Genomic DNA, 18814 nt, shown 5'->3' with positions numbered 1-18814 from the left:
CAAAAATTAGACAATCGGGTGCTGTTTTTGACACAGCATTTAAAAAAATAAATGATATAAGAACATTGCTTGTTCACAAAGGGCTAACAGAATGTTATTCCTGGACATTTTCCAATCCTGAAATTATGCAACAGCTAAATTTCCCTGAAAATTACCTAAATATGGTAGTTTTACAAAATCCGTTATCAAAAAACTTATCAACAATGAGAACATCCATTATTCCAAACCTTTTAACAACTGTTCAGAAAAACCATTTAGAAGACACAATCTCTATTTTTGAAATAGGCCCTGTTTTTTTCCCAACGGAACAAAATTTACTACCCGATGAACCTCAAAAATTAGGAATTTTATTATCTGGCTCTGCAAATCCTCGATTATGGTGTTACAATGACAGAAGACAGTTCGATTTCTTTGATTTAAAAGGTATTGTCGAGGATATACTTAACAAATTATTTATATCTTATAGAATAGAGAAATTAGATTTTCCACTTTTCCATCCCGGTCAATCAATGAAAATTTCAAACCAGAATGAGGAATTAGGTATTGTAGGAAAAATAAACCCAAAAATTGCACATGAATTAGAAATAAATGAGAATACATACATTAGCGAACTTAATTTAAATAAAATATTAAAAATAATTACTAAGAAAAAAGGATATAAAACAATATCGGAATTCCCTTCTACTTCGCGAGATTTAGCAATTCTTGTTAATAGGTCGCTTCCCGTAGCAGATATTTTTTCCTCATTAAAGTCAGTAGGGGAGGGGATATTACAAAAAATAGAATTGTTTGATGTTTATACTGGTGAACAAGTTCCTCAAGATAAGAAAAGTATTGCTTTAGGCTTCACTTTTTGCTCTAACGAAAAAACCCTTACAGATACTGAAATAGATTCTGTAATGAATGAGATAATTACTATCCTACAAAAGAAATTTAACGCTCAAATTAGGTAATTTTATGGGATTGGAAGAAACAATTCATGAGTTTAATCAATTCTGTAACAAATTAGAACTTGTAATAGATTCATTTATAAATACTTATGACAATTTAGAAGAAAAATATAATGATATTTTAAAAAAATTATGGTCGGCTAAATCCGAAATCAATTTAATGCAATCAAATCTCCAGGAAATGAAGAAAAATAAAGAAAAAAACAAAATATTATTCGATTCTTGTAAAGAAATTATTGAAAGAATTGATAAGATAGAAGAGATGGTTAAAAGTTTAGAAATCGAGTTTTTAAATGAATAATACAAGCGATTTGATAAAAGTAAAAATAGCAAATACAGAGGTCGAGGTTCCTATATATATAAATCAAGAGAAGACCTATGAAATTATAAAAATAATCGAAAATAAAATGGAAGAATTAACGAGGTATTATCAGGTCATAAGAACACAAACTTTTGCTCTAAGAATTGCTTATGAATGTTTGTTAGAATTAGAAAAAGAAAAAGCAAGAATAAAAGAAAGAGAAAATGAAATAGAAATACAGTATAAAACGGCTATAAAAAATTTGGAAAGAATAATTAAAAAAATCAAAGACCGATTAGAAGATATACAATCCGGAGAGTAATTCGAATAGAATCAAAATAAATGCAGAAATAAAAACGGTTAATTTAATGTCTGATAATATATATTATGTTTCTTATAAATCATGATGTTTTCATTTGTTTTGTCCTTACAATCGTTAATGTTTGTAGTTTTTGTCATTATAACATATAATAATAATTGTTATTTTATTGATGTAATTTATTTATTACAAATATATTATGTATTTAATATTCTATGTTATATTATTTAATTCAAAGTTTGTCGTTATATCAAAAAGGAGAGTGGTTGCCTTTTAAAATAAGTAGAAGAATATGTTTTGCGCCTATATTTTCATTAATTCTTGAACTAAATAGAGTAGGAAATCACGGTTATCCATTGTTAAATAATGAAAAGTCCCCCCCATTCGGGCGAAGGATTTATTAAATCGGAGATAATATTCGGGTCTGTCCATCGGTGGTTCACCCTGAGACCAATCCCATTTTGATTCTTGTAGGTCCACTACAACAATAAAATGATTAGAAATTGGTTTGCCGTTTTGTATTGCGATATTTTGGGACATAGATAAGGATTTTTCAAACACCATTGGAGACATTACTGCAGAACCAATACTCATATATACGCCATCTTCTAAATTTGATACAGAATTAGCAAAAGTAAGAAAGTCTCTTTGAGCAGTTTTACCAATTGCAGAACAGCAATTCATAGGATGTGTATAAATTATGTCATGTCCAATCATTGGATGGGCTGTAAAAGGAATTTGCTGACGAAATGCACATGCTTGTAAACCGAACTTCTTATAAGGATGTTTTACCGATAAAAAGCCGTTTTTAATAGAAAATTCGTTGATTTTTTGAAGTAAATCACATATTGCCGAACAAAGTTCTGGATTATTTTCCAAATTTTCATTTATTTTATTTAATAATTCTTCTTTTGAAGGAATATACAGCCCTTCGTTTTCTACAAAAGAGCCAACAGATTCCCCATATCCTTTACCTTCAAAGGCTCCAACTACTAATGATAAATTAAGAAAAAATCCGGTCTCTTGCCAGATACCGAACTCTCCCCTACTTACATTTGTTCTGACATCTTCACTACTGTGTCCTTGATAACTAAATTCCCAATCATGAATAATACCTGCACCATTTGTGGCTAAATGTGTTATCCATTTATTTTCAATCAGCCACATAATTACTGGTGATAAACCGTTTTTGATTGAATGAGCACCAAAAACAAGCATGCGAGAACGATTTTTCTCTTTTGCAATAATCAATCTTTCGATTGTCTGCGATAAAATCTTTTTTGATAGGTCGTTCAATTGAGTTTTGGGTTTATCGATCGGATAAACAGCATCTTTTTCTATATAAACTTTGTCCTTCCTTTGACTTAAAGGCTTAAATTTTATCTTAAAACGGTCAAAATAAGGGTATGGCATGATAAATTTGTCCTATATTTAAAATCTTTTATAATTCATCATAGACAAAACTTGGGGTGTTTCTGTATTTTTCTCTTGATTATTTATGTTTAATGGTTTCGTTCCATATTCCTTCAACACATCAAAACATAGGTCTACATTATCTGTTAATATATAATCAACCCCTGCTTCTACTAATTTTTTTATTGTTTCCGGGTCTTGTGCACTAAAAAAATTTACTTTTATCCCATTTTGATGAGCTAATTCTATATCTTCTTTTAGGTTATCCAATCCCTGTGTGAAACTAATTTGCACATACGAAACTTTTAATCTTATACCTCTCTCTATGAAATCTCGTCTTTTTTCTAATCTTTCAGGAAGTAAACAAATTTTCATTTCAGGAACTTTTTCACGCAATACTTCTACCTGCTTTTCATTATTACAAGCAATAAAACATCGTCCCATTTGTCCTGTTTCTTTTAATGTTTTTGCTACCACTTCTGTGACAAATTCATCTCCATATACATGAACATTACAAAGAATGCCATAAGGAATAGTATCTATTACCTCATATAAAGATGGGATTTTTGTCCCTGCAAATGAATCACTAAACCATTTTCCTGCATCCAATTTATATATCTCTTCACTAAGGAAATCCTGCACCTTGCCTTTACCATTTGTCGTTCTATCGACTTTTTCATCATGCATAATGACTAAATGTCCATCTTTCGTCATTCGCACATCAAATTCAATCATGTGTACCCCTTTTTTTACTGCAGATTGAAATGCGGGCAAAGTATTTTCCGGGGCATTCTTCACATCTCCCCTATGTGCACAAATATAGGTCTCACCCATACATATATATGAAACCAAGATCAGATAAAATCCCAGAATAATAAAAAAATTAGATTTTACCTGTTTTATTGTACATCTTAATAATATTGGGTACATGCTCTATTGCCTCATTAAATTTTTCAATATCCTTTCCACCAGCCTGTGCAAAATCTTTTCTACCCCCACCTTTTCCGCCTACTATCTGTGCTAACTGGTTAACTATATCGGAAGAACTAAATTTATTAATTAAATCTTTTGTAACTCCCACACAAAAAGTAGCCTTATCTTCGTATTTAATCCCAATCACTATAATTCCAGATTTAATTTTGTCTTTCAAATGGTCTACCAGTGTTCGTGCTTGATTAATATCCTCATTTTCCAGTGTTAATGTTATAAAATTAACACCATCAACTGATTTAACATTTTTTAACAAATCTTTCCCTTCACCTAATAATGCCTGTCGTTTCCACTTTTCTAATTCTTTATAAAGTTTTTTATTCTCTTCAATTATTTGCAATATTCGTTCTTGAAGTCCTTCAGGAGATGAATTTATTGTTTCTGAAATTTCTTTAATCATTCGCTCTGTTTTTTGTATCCATTGTATAAAAGGTTCGCCACATATTGCTTCGATTCTGCGAACTCCAGCAGAGACGGATGATTCCGATAAAATCTTAAAACCGCCTATAACACCCGTTCGGGAAACATGACATCCCCCACAAAATTCAGTACTAATACCATTAATTTTAACTACTCGGACAATATCCCCGTATTTTTCTCCAAACAATGCCATAGCCCCTAATTTTTTAGCTTCATCTATGGGAAGGTATAAGATATCAACATTATAATCTTCCCTAATTTTTTCATTAACCCATTTTTCAATATCCAGAATACGGTCGTAACCCAATGCCTCAAAATGAGTAAAATCGAAACGAAGTCTCTCTTCAGAAACCAGAGAGCCACATTGATGAACATGTTCACCCAAAATATCACGAAGAGCCGATTGGAGCAAGTGGGTAGCCGTATGATGATTTTGAATAGTAAGCCTTCTTTTATAGTCAATAATAGCATTAATATCTTCATCTATTTTTAACTGTCCGTTGATTACTTTTACATAATGGACAAACAGTTTATCTAATATCTTTTTGGTATCGGTGACTTCAACAAGGGTTTTTCCATCCAATCCTGCCAGCGTGCCTATATCGCCTACTTGTCCACCACTTTCTGCATAAAAAGGAGTTTTATTAAGGATTATACATCCTTTCTCTCCCTCTTTTAATACATTTACAGCGTTATTTTCTTTTACAATTGCTACAATTTTACAAACTGCAGTATTCTGTTCATAACCTATAAATTCCGTTTCACCGTATTGGGCTAAAATCTGGTGATATACAGGTGATATTTCTTGTTGACCACTCCCCACCCAAGTTTTCCGTGTGGATTCTCTCTGTTTCTCTTTTGCTTCTGTATATCCTGTTTCATCTAATTCAAAGCCTTTTTCTTCAGCCATATCTTTCACTATATCAAGAGGAAAACCATATGTATCATGAAGTTTGAAAAGGATATCACCCGGTATAAGTTTTTCTCCTTTGCTTTTCATATCTTCGAAAAGTTCTTTTAGTATATCCATACCCCGGGATAGAGTACTACCAAAACGTTCTTCTTCAAGGTGTATAATTTTTTCAATTTGTGTCTGTGTTTCAATCAATTCTGGATAATACTTTCCCATATTTTGTATCACAACTTTTGAAATTTTATGTAGGAAAGGTTTGACCAATCCGATTTCTCTACCAAATCGTGAAGCCCGTCTTAATATTCTTCTCCAAACATATCCCCTACCCTCATTTGCTGGTAAAATTCCATCAGCTGTCATAAATGATAATGCACGGATATGGTCTGCGATAACACGAAAAGGAATGGGATTTTCTGGATATGAACATCCCGAAATTTCTTGTGTAGTCTCTATAATTGGAAATAAAACATCGGTATCAAAAACAGTTGTCTTATTTTGTAATAGTAAACACATTCGCTCTAATCCCATTCCCGTATCAATTCCCCGATTTTTCAATGGTAACCGTGTACCATCTACTTGCTGGTCATATTGTGGAAATACCAAGTTCCAAAATTCTAAAAAACGCTCATGAGGGTCATTTTCGGGGGTCGCATGTGGGTCTATCTCCTCGCCTTTATCAAAGAGAAGTTCTGAACAAGGTCCACAAGCACCAGAATCTCCTGCAGGACCCCAAAAATTGTCTTTTGCTCCTAAACGAACTATTCTTTTTTCAGGAACTCCAATCTCTTTATTCCATATATTAAAAGCCTCATCATCTTCTTCATAGACCGAGACCCATATTTTTTCTGGCTTTATTTTCATTATTTGTGTTGAATACTCCCATGCCCACTGAATAGCCTCTCTTTTAAAATAATCGCCAAAAGAGAAATTACCAAGCATTTCGAAAAAAGTCAGATGACGCGAAGTCTTCCCTACCTCTTCCAAATCATTGGCTTTCCCTCCTGCTCTTAAGCATTTTTGCACGGTTGAAGCCCTACGATATGGAACAGGAACTTCCCCTGTGTAATAAGGTTTAAACTGAACCATTCCTGCACTTGTAAAAAGTAATGTGGGGTCATTTTTGGGAATTAATGTGTCGCTCTTTTCAATGACATGACCTCTGTTCTTAAAAAAATCTAAAAAACTCTCACGAATTTCATAACTTTTCACGATATTGTCTCCATTTGATATTAAAGAGTTTAATAATGAAGTATATAGATTTTACCAAAATTTTTATAAACATTTACAGATGACAACTTATTTATAATAAAAGAGAGAACTAATAAAGTTCTCTCTTTTATATATTCTTAAACATTATTGATAGAAATTACTGTATTAATGGTCTTTTGTTTAACCTGTAAATAGTTATTAGACTTATCAGGACAATTGTTGTTAAAAGAAATAGAGGGCTATATAAAGGCAATCTACCTTCTGTAACAATGATATGAACTGTATAAATAGCTTTTTCATTACCGTAAGTGCAAATATATGTTCCTGTATCTTCGGGTTGGGCATTATAGATTAATAGTTTTTTACAATGTATTCCCGATATTCTGGGATTTGTGCTTATATCACCATTTATTTTGCTCCATGTAAATTGTGAACCTTCGGGAATTGTTTCGCCAAATATATCCAGACAAATGTCCTCACCAGCACGATAAATAGACTTTCTAACAGGATTACAATTCGGACATTCTTCTTGTTCTGTTCTAACAATAAGATATCCCATGTTATATACTATTGCTAATATTGTGTCTGAGTGTGAGTTATAAAATGCAGAATAATATCCCTGATTATTTGCAGGGTCCCAAACACGAACAATCTCACCTGTGGTTGGATTTACTTCCTGTATTCCACCCGGAAGCATAAATCCCTCAGAACCACCAATGATTAGTAAATTATCGGCACTAATTCCTGAAACTCCTCCTGAAAAATACATTCCAGATGTTCCAATGAGAATTCCATCTGTTTCCCAATTAAGGGTTGTATGTGTATTATATGCATTTATTAGCGAAGATACTGAAAATTTCCGTATTTCTCTGGTATTTCCATCTGTAATATATACCCAATTGCCATCTTTTGCTAATGTAGCAGAATAGGCAAAGGGTGGTTTGTCAATCACCATATCTTTACTGGGTGATTTAGGTTTCGATAAAACAAATTGTGTAGTGCTTACATTTTTTGTGTTTATGGGCAAAATATGGATTTCACTACCTGAGAAGTCAGGTTTTGTAATATCAAGCAATAGCAGGTCTGATGTTAAGTAAATGCCATAGTAATGGCTGATATTTGCAATAATAGATGCTGGTGTGAAATTCTGGGGATTTGTTAAGTCAAGAAGATATAAATCTCCCAAATATCCTTGTCCTAATATCGCTTTTTTTTCATCAGGACTTATTGCAATAAAAGCAGGGTCTCCTTGATAGCCTTCTGCAATTAAGGAATAGGTATCATTTTTAGGAGTAATCTGTTTATAGACCTGGTTCCCATTCCAAATTAAGAAAGTTCCATCATTAAGAGGAGCAGAGGTAACAAAGTATGAACCGGGCGCAGGTTGAGGTATATTGGGCAAAGGAATTACTGTCTCTGCAACGACATTTAATACTAATAAAAATGAACTGAAAATAAAAATAGATTTAATACTGTTATAGGTAAACATAATTTTCCTCCTTCTGGTTACAAAATTAAATAAGGTTTGTTTTTTCATTTCTTAAAGGGAGGAAAAGCAGGCAGGTAGGCTTTTTCAGAGGGGAAATTGCCGTCCCGCAACAACCTTTCCGCGAGTTGTTACAGTCAATCTTCCTGACCCATGCTGGTCTTCTGGCTTCCGGCTCATCCTACTAATCACGCCTTCCCGTTATAACAGTGGCTTTTTGTGATTTTCGTCCCCGGTTACAGCAGCGCGTCTGCGACGGACTTTCACCGTTCTTCCCTATACATCAGTCAGGTTATTCTGTTTCACCTCCTTTCTATAGTTAATCGTGCATATCATAAAGTAATTATTTATTCCGATGCAAGTTCCAAAATTTTTTGTGGTATTTTATCTAAAGGCAAAACATAATCCACTGCATTTAATGCAATAGCCTCTTTCGGCATACCAAACACGACACAGGTTGATTCATCCTGAGCGATAGTTTTTGCTCCTTGTTCATGCATTAACTTCATTCCCTCTGCCCCATCTTTTCCCATTCCCGTCATAATTACTCCGACTACATTTTTACCGCCGTATTGGCTTGCTGATTTGAACAATACATCAACGGATGGGCGATGTCTGGATACTAAAGGTCCCGATTTAACCTCTACATAGTAATTGGCTCCTGACCGTTTTAAGAGCATGTGATAGTTCCCCGGTGCAATCAAAGCCCGTCCTGGTATTACTGAATCTCCATTACTTGCTTCTTTTACCTCAATGTCACATAGTTCATTTAATCGGTCAGCAAAAGAACGAGTAAAATGTTCAGGCATGTGTTGAACAATTGCAATTCCGGGTGAATTAGGAGGAAGCACCCTTAGAACTTTGGCTAATGCTTCCGTTCCTCCTGTAGAAGCACCTATCACTACAACTTTATTCGTTGTTTTTGTTAAAGATAATTTTTTATATGCAGTAGTCGCAGAACTTGGGATTATTTCTTTTTTCTGCACACGCACTCGTGCCGCTGCTTTTATCTTATCTATTAATTCTAAGGACATATCTCCTACAGTATATGCGGCTCCGGGTTTGCATAAGACTTCAACGGCACCTGCTTCAAGTGCTTCCATTGCCAATTCCCCTCCTTTGGGTGTAAGGGAGGAAACAATAATAACAGGCAAGGGATAATACTGCATTAATTTTTTAAGAAAGGTTATACCGTCCATCCTTGGCATTTCTATATCCAATGTAATGACATCAGGCTTTAACTGAATAATTTTATCACGGGCGACATAAGGGTCTGGAGCTGTACCAATAACTTCAATATTAGAATCTTTAGACAGCTCTTTTTGAAGTATGCTCCGCACCATGGCAGAATCGTCTACAATAAGGACTTTTACAGGTCTTGTTACACCCGGAATATCTATCCCTGATATATTTCTCTCACCCATTGTATAGCATATCCTTCTATTCTTTTTTATATTCTACAGAGATATATAAAGGATAATCGTCTAAACTTAACTTAACAAAACTCTCATCCTGTTTTATCTTTTCCCATTGTTCTTCATTAATTTCATCCGCAGAAGGAGGTTGAAGTTCAAAAACTGGTTCCGTCCCGGCTAATGAAGTCAAAAAATTCCCACAAAAAATATTTAAAAACTCACAAAGAGCATCCTTAGGCTCTACTTCTATATCTGTTTCTTCTTCATCAATACCTAAGACATTGCTCATCATTTCTTTACATAATTCTTCCGCTGTTACCATTATTGCTTTTCCCGTATAGGGTCCAGAAAAAGACATTTCTGCATTGATATAAGGTGGCATTACATCTTGTTGCTCAGACCAGTCATCTGCAAACATAAAAGCAAATTCTTTTGCTACATCTGTTAATACTTTTTTAATTAATGTTCTATCTGTTTGATTCATCTTCTGATACTCCCAATAAATCTATTACTAATTTTTTTAATGATTCAGGTGTAAACGGCTTTCTCAGGTAGGCTTTAACTCCCTTTGATTTTAATTCTTCAACACGCGTTTGACTTCCTTCGGTGGACACAATAGCAATAGGAATCGTTTTTAATAGTTCATCCTGACTCATTTTATTTATAAGTTCTACCCCATTCATGACTGGCATATTAATATCTGTTATTACGAGGTCAACCCAATTTTTTCGCAATACCTCCAATGCTTCATTCCCGTTACCTGCATGCAAAATATTACCTATTTCTATACCCGATATTCGTAAAGTCTTTTCTATAATGGCACGAACTGTTGATGAATCATCAACAATTAAAATATTGATACTCATGTAATATCTCCTGATTTTAGATTTCCCATGAATGAATCTATATCCCCAATTAATTTAGATAAAACTGTTTCTACCACTTGCATATCTATTTTTAATCGTTCTATGGAATTAGGATTGTTTGAGTAATTCAAACCGTCTATTCCAGAACCAATACCGCATTCCAGACATAAATTACTTGCAATATGAACAAAATCTGTAACCAGACGATATTCTTCCGGAGCATTGTCCGGGTCATGATGGTATAGAATGGGCTGAACTAAATTGTTAGGAAAATGCCATTCCTGCATTAATAAAGCACCTATTTCCGAATGGTCAATTCCTAAAATTTCTTTCTCTGCTTTTTCAAAAGATACTTTTTCTTCGTATGCCTTCTTTAATATCGGTTCTGCATCTATTTCTATGAATGTTCCTAATACTATTTTGCCAATATCATGAAGCAATCCTACTGTAAAAGTATAAGGAGGAATATCTATTTTTAATTCTTTGCTTAATAATTCACTGGCTATTGCTGTTCCTACTAAGTGTCTTATAAGTTCTCCTGCAGGTAAATCATATCCCCGAAGAGGTTTTACGACTGTTGGGAAAATGGCTGATGCGATAATCATTTGTTGAATTCTATTTATCCCTAATAATACAACGGCTTCTCTAATAGTACTTATTTTTTTGGGTCCTGCAAAATATGCAGAATTGGCTAACTTTAAAATATTTGCAGTTAAGGTTGGATCTAGTTCTATTTCTCTGGCTATATCTAAAATTTGTGACTCTTTATTATTTATCTTATTTAGAATTCGAGCGGTATTCGAAGGGAAAGCAGGAACTTCTTTAATCTTTTCTAAAATTTTTTCGCGAATAGTCATGTTATTTTTCCTGATTATAATTCATATTCTTTCCCGGCACTTTTAATTATCGTTTTACCATCATTAATTTGTAAGTATACAGTTCTTGCTATTGTTCCACCAACATCTTCCGATGAGATTAGTATATTATTTTTCCAAAGGAGTTTTCTCACTACAATATGATTTCTTTCTCCGATTCGAAACATTCCATTGTCATCCAGCAAAACAGCACCTCCTGCTACTTTTGCTACGATTCTATTCTTATTAGCACCCATATTAATTAGCGTTTGTAACATTAGAGGCAAGCCTGTATCAACAAACATGTACGGGACTTCTTTTGCCCGTTCTGGGTCAACTTTTGATAAAGGTAACATACAAAGAATAAGTCCACCTATTTTTTGGAGAGGGTCATATAAAGTTACACCTACACAAGAACCCAGAGAATAGGTGACTAATACATCTTCCGGGTTGCTGGAAACTTTCATATCCGATATATTTACAGTAATTAACACTTTGCGATACCTTTAATATCTAAATCTATGGTTTATAGTAAACAGAAGGCTTTACTATTCGAAATCCTGTCTGCGTGGATGTAATACTTTCGGAATGTCCAACGAATAAATACCCCTTAGGTTTGAGAAGCCGATACATTTCATTAACCAATGTGTTTCTTACTTTTTCATCAAAATATATCATTACATTTCTACAAAATATAACATCAAAAGGTCCTTTCATAGGATAGGGAGCTTCTATCAAATTTAACCTCGAAAATGTAATTAACTTTTTAATTCTATCGGATACTACATATACCCAATCATTATTAACTTTCTTTTTTTCAAAATATTTTTGTAATAAATAACCTGGAATATTATCTACTTTATGAGCATAATATTCCCCCTTTTTACATTGTTCCAATACTCGTGTAGATATGTCTGTAGCAAGAATTTTTAAATCTACAAAAGTACTATTAAGGGCTTCCATTGCTGTAATAGCAATGGTATAGGGCTCTTCTCCTGTAGAGCATGCAGCTGACCATATCCGAAATTTCGTTTGTCCCTCTTCTTTCCACTCAATTAATTTCTCTTTCAAAAAGTCAAAATGGTCACTTTCTCTAAAAAAATGAGTTACATTTGTTGAAATATAGTCTATCAGTTTAATAATTTCTTGTCCTGATTTGTCATTTATTACATATTCATAATAATCCTTAAAATCATTTATTCCCAAAGTATGAATTCTTTTTGAAAGTCTTCCCACTACAAGGGCTTTTTTCTGGTCACTTAAATGAATACCACTGACTTCATATATTAATTGCCGAAATTTGTTAAATAAGTTGTTATCCATATTATCTTTTATTCTTCAGGTAATTCTAATATCCAATCATCTTTGCGTATTTGATAAACCTTTAAAACCATTATATGGCCTGTATAACTATTAAAAACAATTTTTCTACCCATGTTCCCGCCTACATCTTCTGATACAATTTTTATACCCTTACTTCTCAAAATTTTTCGGGCTATTTCTACATTATCTTTGCCAATATCTTTATTTTTACTGTTAAAAGGAGGAACAGCACCTCCCACAATTTGAGCAAAAATTGAATTTGTTTTGGCTCCTGCCTTTTCCATCATTTGTATTAATTGAAGTGTTGCCACATTACCATATTGCGAAGTGGCTTTGTCTTTTGACGATACACTTGGATAGAGAAAATGGTTCATCCCTCCTATCTTTAATTTTTTATCCCATAAACAAACAGATACACATGACCCTAAAACAGCATATAAATTTGTAGGAACAGTTGGAAGATAAATATACCCCGGTTCAATAAATACCTGTTGATACGATGTCAATTCTTTTGACATTTATTTTCTCGTTTTTCTATTAGCCTTTACTTTTGTTTAAGACTTCTTGAATTTTTCCCACGATAGTGTTAGGTTCGAAAGGTTTAATTACATAATTAGTCGCACCTGCCTTTAATGCTTCTAAAACTCTACTTTTTTCTGCTTCCGTTGTGACCATAATAATCGGCATTGTTTTGCCCATTTCACGAATGGCTTTCAAAGCGTCAATTCCTAACATATTGGGCATATTCCAATCCATAAGAATAATATCGTATTCATTTTGTTGGACAGCCTGAACGGCTTCTGCTCCATCTGCTGCCTGGTCAACCTCATTTATATTCGCACGACTCAATGCCCCTATTAATACCTTTCTCATTACTGCGGAGTCATCAACAACCAATGCTCTCATTGTTTACACCTCGTTTCTATTTTTCAGGTTCAAATGTGACCCGTAATGTAAACGGACCCAATTCACTATCAAAATTTATTTCTATCCATACAGAATTTGTAGGATACTCTACCGAAAAATCGCCACCACGAACTACAGTGGGTAAACTCAAATCTAAGGGCTTTTCATCACCTGTATTCAATCTTGCTTTTGCACCTCCTGCCACAATATTCACCATTTCAGCAATAGCGTCAGATACGGTATCATCCATAATTTTTATATCTGCATTTAACAATTTATTTACCATAGCAAGAGCGGTAGAAACAGGAAACGCAAGAGCAACCATTCCACGGACCCTTCCACTTATCCCGATTAGTGCCATTATGTCCCTTGGATTGGCTGATTTTGCAATCCCCACATTTTTCCTTTCCGCTTTTGCATTTAACATGGTGGAAAACAAATCATATACACTCTCTATAAAAGGATTTGGGATCTCTGAATAAATGTTTTATTTTTTAATTATTGTAATACAGAGGGAGATAAGAGGGAAAATGAAACGAAAGAGGGAGGGAGATGTATTAATAATATAGGTAGGAAATAGCGAGATAATAAACTTTAATAAGAGGAGCGTATACTATGCAAGGACAAGAGCAACAGATGAGTTTTGCGGAGTATGAATTATCCTTACAGAGATCAACTCCCAAGGGGAAATTTTTAGAACAGATGGAGCGGATTATCCCATGGGAAGAGATAGAGCGGAAGTGTATTGAGGTAGGGGTGTATAAGCCGAACCGGGGTCAGCAAGGTCGTCCTTCGCTTCCGTGTCGGGTATTAGTTGGCAGTTTGTTTTTACAAGCGTGGTATGCTTTATCGGACCCGCAGACGGAGGAATTGATAGGAGATAGGTTATCCTTTCGTTCTTTTTTAGGTATTGGGCTGGAGGGAGTAGTGCCGGATGAGACGACGCTATGTAAGTTTCGGAATAAGATGATACGAATGGGGTTAATGAAGTGGATATTTGACTTGGTTCGAAGTAAGATGGATGAGCAAGGGTTCATATTGCGAGGAGGTCAGATAGTAGATGCGACGATAATTTCGACGGCGAGACCGAGGCTGAAGGAGGTCGAAGGGGGTAAGAAGGAGAAGCAGGAATATGATGAGGAGGCGGGGTATACGAAAAAACGAGAACAGATTTATTATGGCTACAAGTTACACATCCTAACAGACAGGCGAGGTTTGGTCAAGCGAATAAGCACGAGTTCGGCGTCGGTGCATGATAGTCAGCAGTTGGAGGAATTGCTGGAAGGTGTGGAGGTAGAGGAATTGTATGGAGACAGCGGGTATATGTCGAAGGAACGGGAGGCGAAGTGTAAGGAGCGTGGTATAAAGTATCGGGTGATACGGAGGCGAGTACGAGGGGAAGGGGAGTTATCGGAGGCGGTGAGGAAAGAGAATGCGGAGATAGCGAAGGTACGAGGGATTGTAGAATTGCCCTTTGCGATAATAAAGAGGTGGATGGGGTATCGGGTATGTCGGTTCCGGGGCTTAGAAAAGAACGGAGCGTATCACTTTTTATTGATGGCGATGTATAATTTGAAGCGGTGCTATGGGATGATAAAGAAGGGAGTGCAGGTGGCGTGTGCTTAAAAGAATAAAAGGAGATAAAAAAGAGGAAAAAAGAACAAAAAAGCGATAAGAAAAACTTAATTATTGGTTATAGAAAAAGATTTTTCCTTCCCAAAGCGATTTTTTCTCTCCAAAAACGGTATAATCATTTTACAGTTTAATCCAAAAACTAAAAACCCTATTTGTTCAGAGGTTTCATTTATATTCTCAGCCTTCATATATCTCCCTTACAATTAAAATTATAATTTATTTAAAGTTTATTAAATAGAACTCAGACTTTGTATCTCATTTGCAGTTAATACTTTGTCAATATCCAAGAGTATAACAACTGCTTCACCTAATTTCCCCATTGCCATAATAAATGCTGTGTCAATACTTGCACCAAAGGATGGAGCGGGTTCTATTTGATTTTCTGCTATGTCTACAACCTCTGACACTTCATCTACGATTACACCCATAGTTATAGGACTACCACTTCCCATTACCTGAACAACGATTATACAGGTATGGTCTGTATCTTCCACAGTTTCCATATCAAATTTCTTACGAAGTTCGATAACAGGAATTACTTTGCCTCGTAAATTAATTACACCTCTTACAAAATTGGGTGTTCTTGGAATGGATGTGATGCTCATTAATCCAATAATTTCTTGAACCTTCAGTATCTCTATCCCATAGGTCTCATGGGATAATTTAAATGTAAGATACTTACCTGCCAATGATTTTAAATCATGCTTGCCTGTGGTTTTCTCTTGTTCTGTCATGGCTACATTCCTTCTGTTTCTTTTATTTATTTTACACAATCTTTATACTTATACAAAAGTAACAGATTCTTCTGCTACTTTTAATATTCCAGCAATATCTAAAATAAGACCTACCTTCCCGTCCGGCATAATGGCTCCCCCTGCGATTCCAGGAACACCTTTTAATGCTTCTCCCAAAGATTTAATAACAATTTGCTGTTGACCCAATATCTCATCTACCAATAAACCAATTTGTGTATTTCCTGCTTCTACAACTACCACAGTCCCATCGGTATAATTTTCGACTGCGTTAGGAATATTAAACAATCTATTTAATCTATACAAATTGATTAATTTTCCATGAAATGAAAGGACTTCCCCTTTTCCCACAACGGTGTTTATTTCTTTTTCTGTAGGTCGAAGGGAAATAATAATAGATAATGTTGGAATAATATATCGTTCTGCTCCAACACGGACTACCATACCATCAATAATTGCCAATGTCAACGGTAAGCGTATGGTAAACACCGTTCCTTGTCCGGGTGTAGATTGAATATCTACCTGGCCTCTTAAAGCCTCTATATTCTTTTTAACTACATCCATTCCTACACCTCGACCGGATACCTCTGTTACTACCTGTGCCGTAGAAAAACCCGGTTTAAATATGAGGTTCCATATTTCACGGTCTGAAAGACCCTCTTCAGAACGAATAAGTCCTCTTTCAATTGCCTTTTTTATAATGGCTTCTCGATTAAGTCCCGCCCCATCATCTTCTACTTGTATATGTATATTTCCCCCAGAGTGGTAAGCTCTAAGATATATATTTCCTATAGGCGGTTTCCCCTTTTTTATTCGTTCTTCCGGATTACTTTCAATTCCATGGTCTACAGAATTTCGGACCATGTGAACAAGTGGGTCTCCTATCTTATCAACTACAGTTTTGTCTAACTCCGTATCTTCTCCACTGGTATGAAATTCTATCAATTTCCCTGTTTTTTTGGATAAATCACGAACCAATCGTGCCATTTTCTGAAATGTGCTTTTTATCGGAATCATGCGAAGAGACATTGCCATAAGTTGCAATTCTCTTGTTATTTTATCTAATTGACCCACATGTCTTGACAAATCGGTATATAAATCCCCTTGTAATTCTACCTCTCTTGCCACCATAGATTCGGCAATAACTAACTCACCAATCATATCCACAAGTTGGTCTAACCGATTTGCATCTACTTTTATTGCTTCTGCAATGGTTGCTTGTGGTGTTAAAGTCTGTGCCCTTTGTGTTCGAAGGGCTTGAACAACTTCTTTGGCATCGGTTTCACCTATTTGAATTAACAATTCACCTAATTTAGGAGGTTCCTGAGATTGCTTTTGTTTCTCTAATGCATTCTGGATGTCTTCTTCGGTAGCATATCCTAATTCTACTACAAGTTCTCCTATAAGTTTATTGGGAAACTCTTTTTTCTGTAATTCTAAAACTTTTTCAAATTGTTTGGAAGAAATTACATTATATTTAACCAATATTTCACCTACTTTTACAGGTTCCGTCGGACCTTTCTGTAATGTAAGAGCTCTTTGTATACTATCTTCAGAAACAGATTCAGAGCCTACCATTATTTCGCCTAATTTGGCTATATTCTTCTTTGGCTTTTCACGAGATATTGTTGTAATCTTTTTACCCTGTAGCACCTGATGAATATTTTCAATTAATTCCCCAGAATTTTCTCTCGGCATTATGGGCTCGCCTGTAGTTAATGCCTTTCGAACCGCTTCCACACACTCTTTCAATGCATCTACTGCTTCAAAAACAACATCTATAGTATCTCCGACAAGTAATAATTCTTTTTTACGGGCGCGGTCTAATAAATTTTCTGCTTCATGGGATATTTGTTTAATTTCATCCAATCCTAAAAAACCGGACACCCCCTTAATTGTATGAAAGGCACGAAACACAGCATTTAATGCGTCACTTTCTTCAGGGTCTGTTTCCAGTGTGAGTAAATGAACATCGCAGTTATCCAGATGTTCAGTCGCTTCCTGAACAAAATCCTTTACTAAATCAAGGTCTCCTTCTAAAACTTTAGGCTCAAATTTTTTTATCTCCGTTACTTTCTTTTCTGTTTGTTCTCCTTCTTCTTTCCGAGCCTCTTTCGATAATTTCCTTCTTAATTCATTTGGAAACGGAGGCATGGTTCCTTTACCGGCAATAGCATCAAATTTCTTTTTCAACCAGTCTTTCAATGCAAATAAATCATCAATCAATTCTTGTGTAACACCTTGCTCAATTCGGTCTTCCGCTAAGTGGCATAAGTCTTGAATATCATTTAAACCTAAAATACCGGTCTCTCCTTTGAGGGTGTGAACCTTCCTTTTCAGTTCTGCGATTATTTCCTTATCCTCTTCCCCTTTATTATAACTTAGTAATAACGATTCCATCTCTTCCAGATTAGAATCCTGAGACTGAATAAATTGTTGAAATATTTCCGGGTCTACATTTTCAGGTAATTCAAGTACTTGACCTGAACCCTGAACAACTATATTTCTCATTTTCTTTTGTTGTAATTCTTCCGGATAAACAATTTCAGTTTCACTTGCATTTGCTAAAATTATTTGCTGAAAGCAACTAATAACCTGAGATAAAGTTTTCAGTGCTTCATCGGGATTATCTATTTCCTGTAAGACAATCTTTTCTACTAAATCGGCACTATTATCTGCTACTATTGCTGTTTTGTTAAATCCCTGAGACTTTGCCCATTCTCGTATCTCTATCAAACAAGTATGCATTTGTGCTAATTCCTGCAAATCTCCAGGACTTACAAATACTGCCAACTCACTCAGTTTTTCTACCGTAGTTTCGATACCTGTTTCTGCCATATATCAGTCTCCATATAATTATCATATCCAAATCTTTGCTTTTACTATTTTAGCACAAACAACATACCCACTACCCCCTATTCGTGGCTATATATTATAGCCACGAATAGGGTCCCATTCACATCATCAGTATTAAAATTCCTTCAAATCTTCATCATCTAACGGAATAACTTGCTTCGGATTGACTACCTCTCCTTTGTTGGCTGTATGTGTCGAAGGTAATG

Annotated in this window: 19 protein-coding genes and 1 riboswitch; of the genes, 4 read left to right on the top strand and 15 right to left on the bottom strand. The window is 34.9% G+C overall.

Features of this window, described 5'->3' with window-relative positions; genetic code table 11:
* From PLA12_10840 to PLA12_10830, 3 genes are all read left to right on the top strand, one after another.
* Positions 1-953, top strand: a 953-nt coding sequence (locus PLA12_10840) for a hypothetical protein (protein ID HOQ32994.1), incomplete at its 5' end; no start/stop codon positions are given.
* A gap of 4 nt (positions 954-957) precedes the next feature.
* Complete coding sequence (locus PLA12_10835; protein HOQ32993.1) at positions 958-1251, top strand: hypothetical protein; 294 nt, start codon at positions 958-960, stop codon at positions 1249-1251.
* Positions 1244-1573: a hypothetical protein gene (locus tag PLA12_10830; protein ID HOQ32992.1), complete on the top strand. Its 330-nt coding sequence runs from the start codon at positions 1244-1246 to the stop codon at positions 1571-1573. The genes PLA12_10835 and PLA12_10830 overlap by 8 nt, the downstream gene beginning before the upstream one ends.
* Positions 1574-1873: 300 nt before the next feature.
* Here the strand turns inward: PLA12_10830 and PLA12_10825 are convergent, their stop codons facing one another.
* The 13 genes from PLA12_10825 to PLA12_10765 form a co-directional block, all read right to left on the bottom strand.
* The gene (locus PLA12_10825) at positions 1874-2983 is read right to left on the bottom strand and encodes a hypothetical protein (protein ID HOQ32991.1); all 1110 of its coding nucleotides are present in this window, start codon (positions 2981-2983) and stop codon (positions 1874-1876) included.
* An 18-nt stretch (positions 2984-3001) separates the two neighbouring features.
* A complete protein-coding gene (locus PLA12_10820) occupies positions 3002-3781 on the bottom strand; it encodes a glycerophosphodiester phosphodiesterase family protein (protein HOQ32990.1) in 780 nt (259 codons plus the stop codon).
* 85 nt (positions 3782-3866) lie between these two features.
* Positions 3867-6515: an alanine--tRNA ligase gene (gene alaS / locus PLA12_10815; protein HOQ32989.1), complete on the bottom strand. Its 2649-nt coding sequence runs from the start codon at positions 6513-6515 to the stop codon at positions 3867-3869.
* A 157-nt stretch (positions 6516-6672) separates the two neighbouring features.
* A complete protein-coding gene (locus PLA12_10810; GenBank protein ID HOQ32988.1) occupies positions 6673-8004 on the bottom strand; it encodes a hypothetical protein in 1332 nt (443 codons plus the stop codon).
* Between the two features lie 133 nt (positions 8005-8137).
* A riboswitch (cobalamin riboswitch) is annotated at positions 8138-8324 on the bottom strand.
* Positions 8325-8348: 24 nt separating this feature from the next.
* Positions 8349-9425, bottom strand: a complete 1077-nt coding sequence (locus PLA12_10805) for a chemotaxis response regulator protein-glutamate methylesterase (GenBank protein ID HOQ32987.1) — start codon at positions 9423-9425, stop codon at positions 8349-8351.
* A gap of 16 nt (positions 9426-9441) precedes the next feature.
* A complete protein-coding gene (locus PLA12_10800) occupies positions 9442-9900 on the bottom strand; it encodes a chemotaxis protein CheX (GenBank protein HOQ32986.1) in 459 nt (152 codons plus the stop codon).
* Positions 9884-10282 carry a response regulator gene (locus PLA12_10795; GenBank protein HOQ32985.1) on the bottom strand — a complete coding sequence of 133 codons (399 nt, stop codon included), beginning with the start codon at positions 10280-10282 and terminating at the stop codon, positions 9884-9886. The genes PLA12_10800 and PLA12_10795 overlap by 17 nt, the downstream gene beginning before the upstream one ends.
* Entirely contained in the window at positions 10279-11139 is an 861-nt protein-coding gene (locus PLA12_10790) for an HDOD domain-containing protein (GenBank protein HOQ32984.1), read from the bottom strand. The genes PLA12_10795 and PLA12_10790 overlap by 4 nt, the downstream gene beginning before the upstream one ends.
* Before the next feature lie 14 nt (positions 11140-11153).
* Positions 11154-11630 carry a chemotaxis protein CheD gene (locus PLA12_10785; protein HOQ32983.1) on the bottom strand — a complete coding sequence of 159 codons (477 nt, stop codon included), beginning with the start codon at positions 11628-11630 and terminating at the stop codon, positions 11154-11156.
* A gap of 25 nt (positions 11631-11655) precedes the next feature.
* The gene (locus tag PLA12_10780) at positions 11656-12459 is read right to left on the bottom strand and encodes a protein-glutamate O-methyltransferase (GenBank protein HOQ32982.1); all 804 of its coding nucleotides are present in this window, start codon (positions 12457-12459) and stop codon (positions 11656-11658) included.
* Positions 12460-12467: 8 nt separating this feature from the next.
* A complete protein-coding gene (locus PLA12_10775; GenBank protein HOQ32981.1) occupies positions 12468-12977 on the bottom strand; it encodes a chemotaxis protein CheD in 510 nt (169 codons plus the stop codon).
* 19 nt (positions 12978-12996) lie between these two features.
* Complete coding sequence (locus PLA12_10770) at positions 12997-13365, bottom strand: response regulator (GenBank protein HOQ32980.1); 369 nt, start codon at positions 13363-13365, stop codon at positions 12997-12999.
* Between the two features lie 16 nt (positions 13366-13381).
* Positions 13382-13804 carry a chemotaxis protein CheX gene (locus PLA12_10765; protein HOQ32979.1) on the bottom strand — a complete coding sequence of 141 codons (423 nt, stop codon included), beginning with the start codon at positions 13802-13804 and terminating at the stop codon, positions 13382-13384.
* Positions 13805-13980: 176 nt separating this feature from the next.
* On the opposite strand from PLA12_10765, the gene PLA12_10760 reads away from it, so the two are divergent.
* Positions 13981-14991: an IS5 family transposase gene (locus PLA12_10760; GenBank protein ID HOQ32978.1), complete on the top strand. Its 1011-nt coding sequence runs from the start codon at positions 13981-13983 to the stop codon at positions 14989-14991.
* Between the two features lie 239 nt (positions 14992-15230).
* Here the strand turns inward: PLA12_10760 and PLA12_10755 are convergent, their stop codons facing one another.
* Both PLA12_10755 and PLA12_10750 read right to left on the bottom strand, forming a co-directional pair.
* Positions 15231-15734: a chemotaxis protein CheW gene (locus PLA12_10755; protein HOQ32977.1), complete on the bottom strand. Its 504-nt coding sequence runs from the start codon at positions 15732-15734 to the stop codon at positions 15231-15233.
* Between the two features lie 48 nt (positions 15735-15782).
* The gene (locus PLA12_10750) at positions 15783-18590 is read right to left on the bottom strand and encodes a chemotaxis protein CheA (protein ID HOQ32976.1); all 2808 of its coding nucleotides are present in this window, start codon (positions 18588-18590) and stop codon (positions 15783-15785) included.
* Positions 18591-18814 lie beyond the last annotated feature (224 nt).

The sequence above is a fragment of the Candidatus Hydrogenedens sp. genome, assembly GCA_035378955.1.
Taxonomy (GTDB): Bacteria; Hydrogenedentota; Hydrogenedentia; order Hydrogenedentales; family Hydrogenedentaceae; genus Hydrogenedens.
This window is presented reverse-complemented; position numbering and strand designations above follow the sequence as displayed.

Coding starts and splice junctions, on each gene's coding strand:
- PLA12_10770 (HOQ32980.1), bottom strand. CDS start 13,365: ATGAGAGCATTGGTTGTTGATGACTCCGCAGTAATGAGAAAGGTATTA.
- PLA12_10750 (HOQ32976.1), bottom strand. CDS start 18,590: ATGGCAGAAACAGGTATCGAAACTACGGTAGAAAAACTGAGTGAGTTG.
- PLA12_10830 (HOQ32992.1), top strand. CDS start 1,244: ATGAATAATACAAGCGATTTGATAAAAGTAAAAATAGCAAATACAGAG.
- PLA12_10755 (HOQ32977.1), bottom strand. CDS start 15,734: ATGACAGAACAAGAGAAAACCACAGGCAAGCATGATTTAAAATCATTG.
- PLA12_10805 (HOQ32987.1), bottom strand. CDS start 9,425: ATGGGTGAGAGAAATATATCAGGGATAGATATTCCGGGTGTAACAAGA.
- PLA12_10775 (HOQ32981.1), bottom strand. CDS start 12,977: ATGTCAAAAGAATTGACATCGTATCAACAGGTATTTATTGAACCGGGG.
- PLA12_10780 (HOQ32982.1), bottom strand. CDS start 12,459: ATGGATAACAACTTATTTAACAAATTTCGGCAATTAATATATGAAGTC.
- PLA12_10800 (HOQ32986.1), bottom strand. CDS start 9,900: ATGAATCAAACAGATAGAACATTAATTAAAAAAGTATTAACAGATGTA.
- PLA12_10810 (HOQ32988.1), bottom strand. CDS start 8,004: ATGTTTACCTATAACAGTATTAAATCTATTTTTATTTTCAGTTCATTT.
- PLA12_10835 (HOQ32993.1), top strand. CDS start 958: ATGGGATTGGAAGAAACAATTCATGAGTTTAATCAATTCTGTAACAAA.
- PLA12_10760 (HOQ32978.1), top strand. CDS start 13,981: ATGCAAGGACAAGAGCAACAGATGAGTTTTGCGGAGTATGAATTATCC.
- PLA12_10825 (HOQ32991.1), bottom strand. CDS start 2,983: ATGCCATACCCTTATTTTGACCGTTTTAAGATAAAATTTAAGCCTTTA.
- PLA12_10795 (HOQ32985.1), bottom strand. CDS start 10,282: ATGAGTATCAATATTTTAATTGTTGATGATTCATCAACAGTTCGTGCC.
- PLA12_10790 (HOQ32984.1), bottom strand. CDS start 11,139: ATGACTATTCGCGAAAAAATTTTAGAAAAGATTAAAGAAGTTCCTGCT.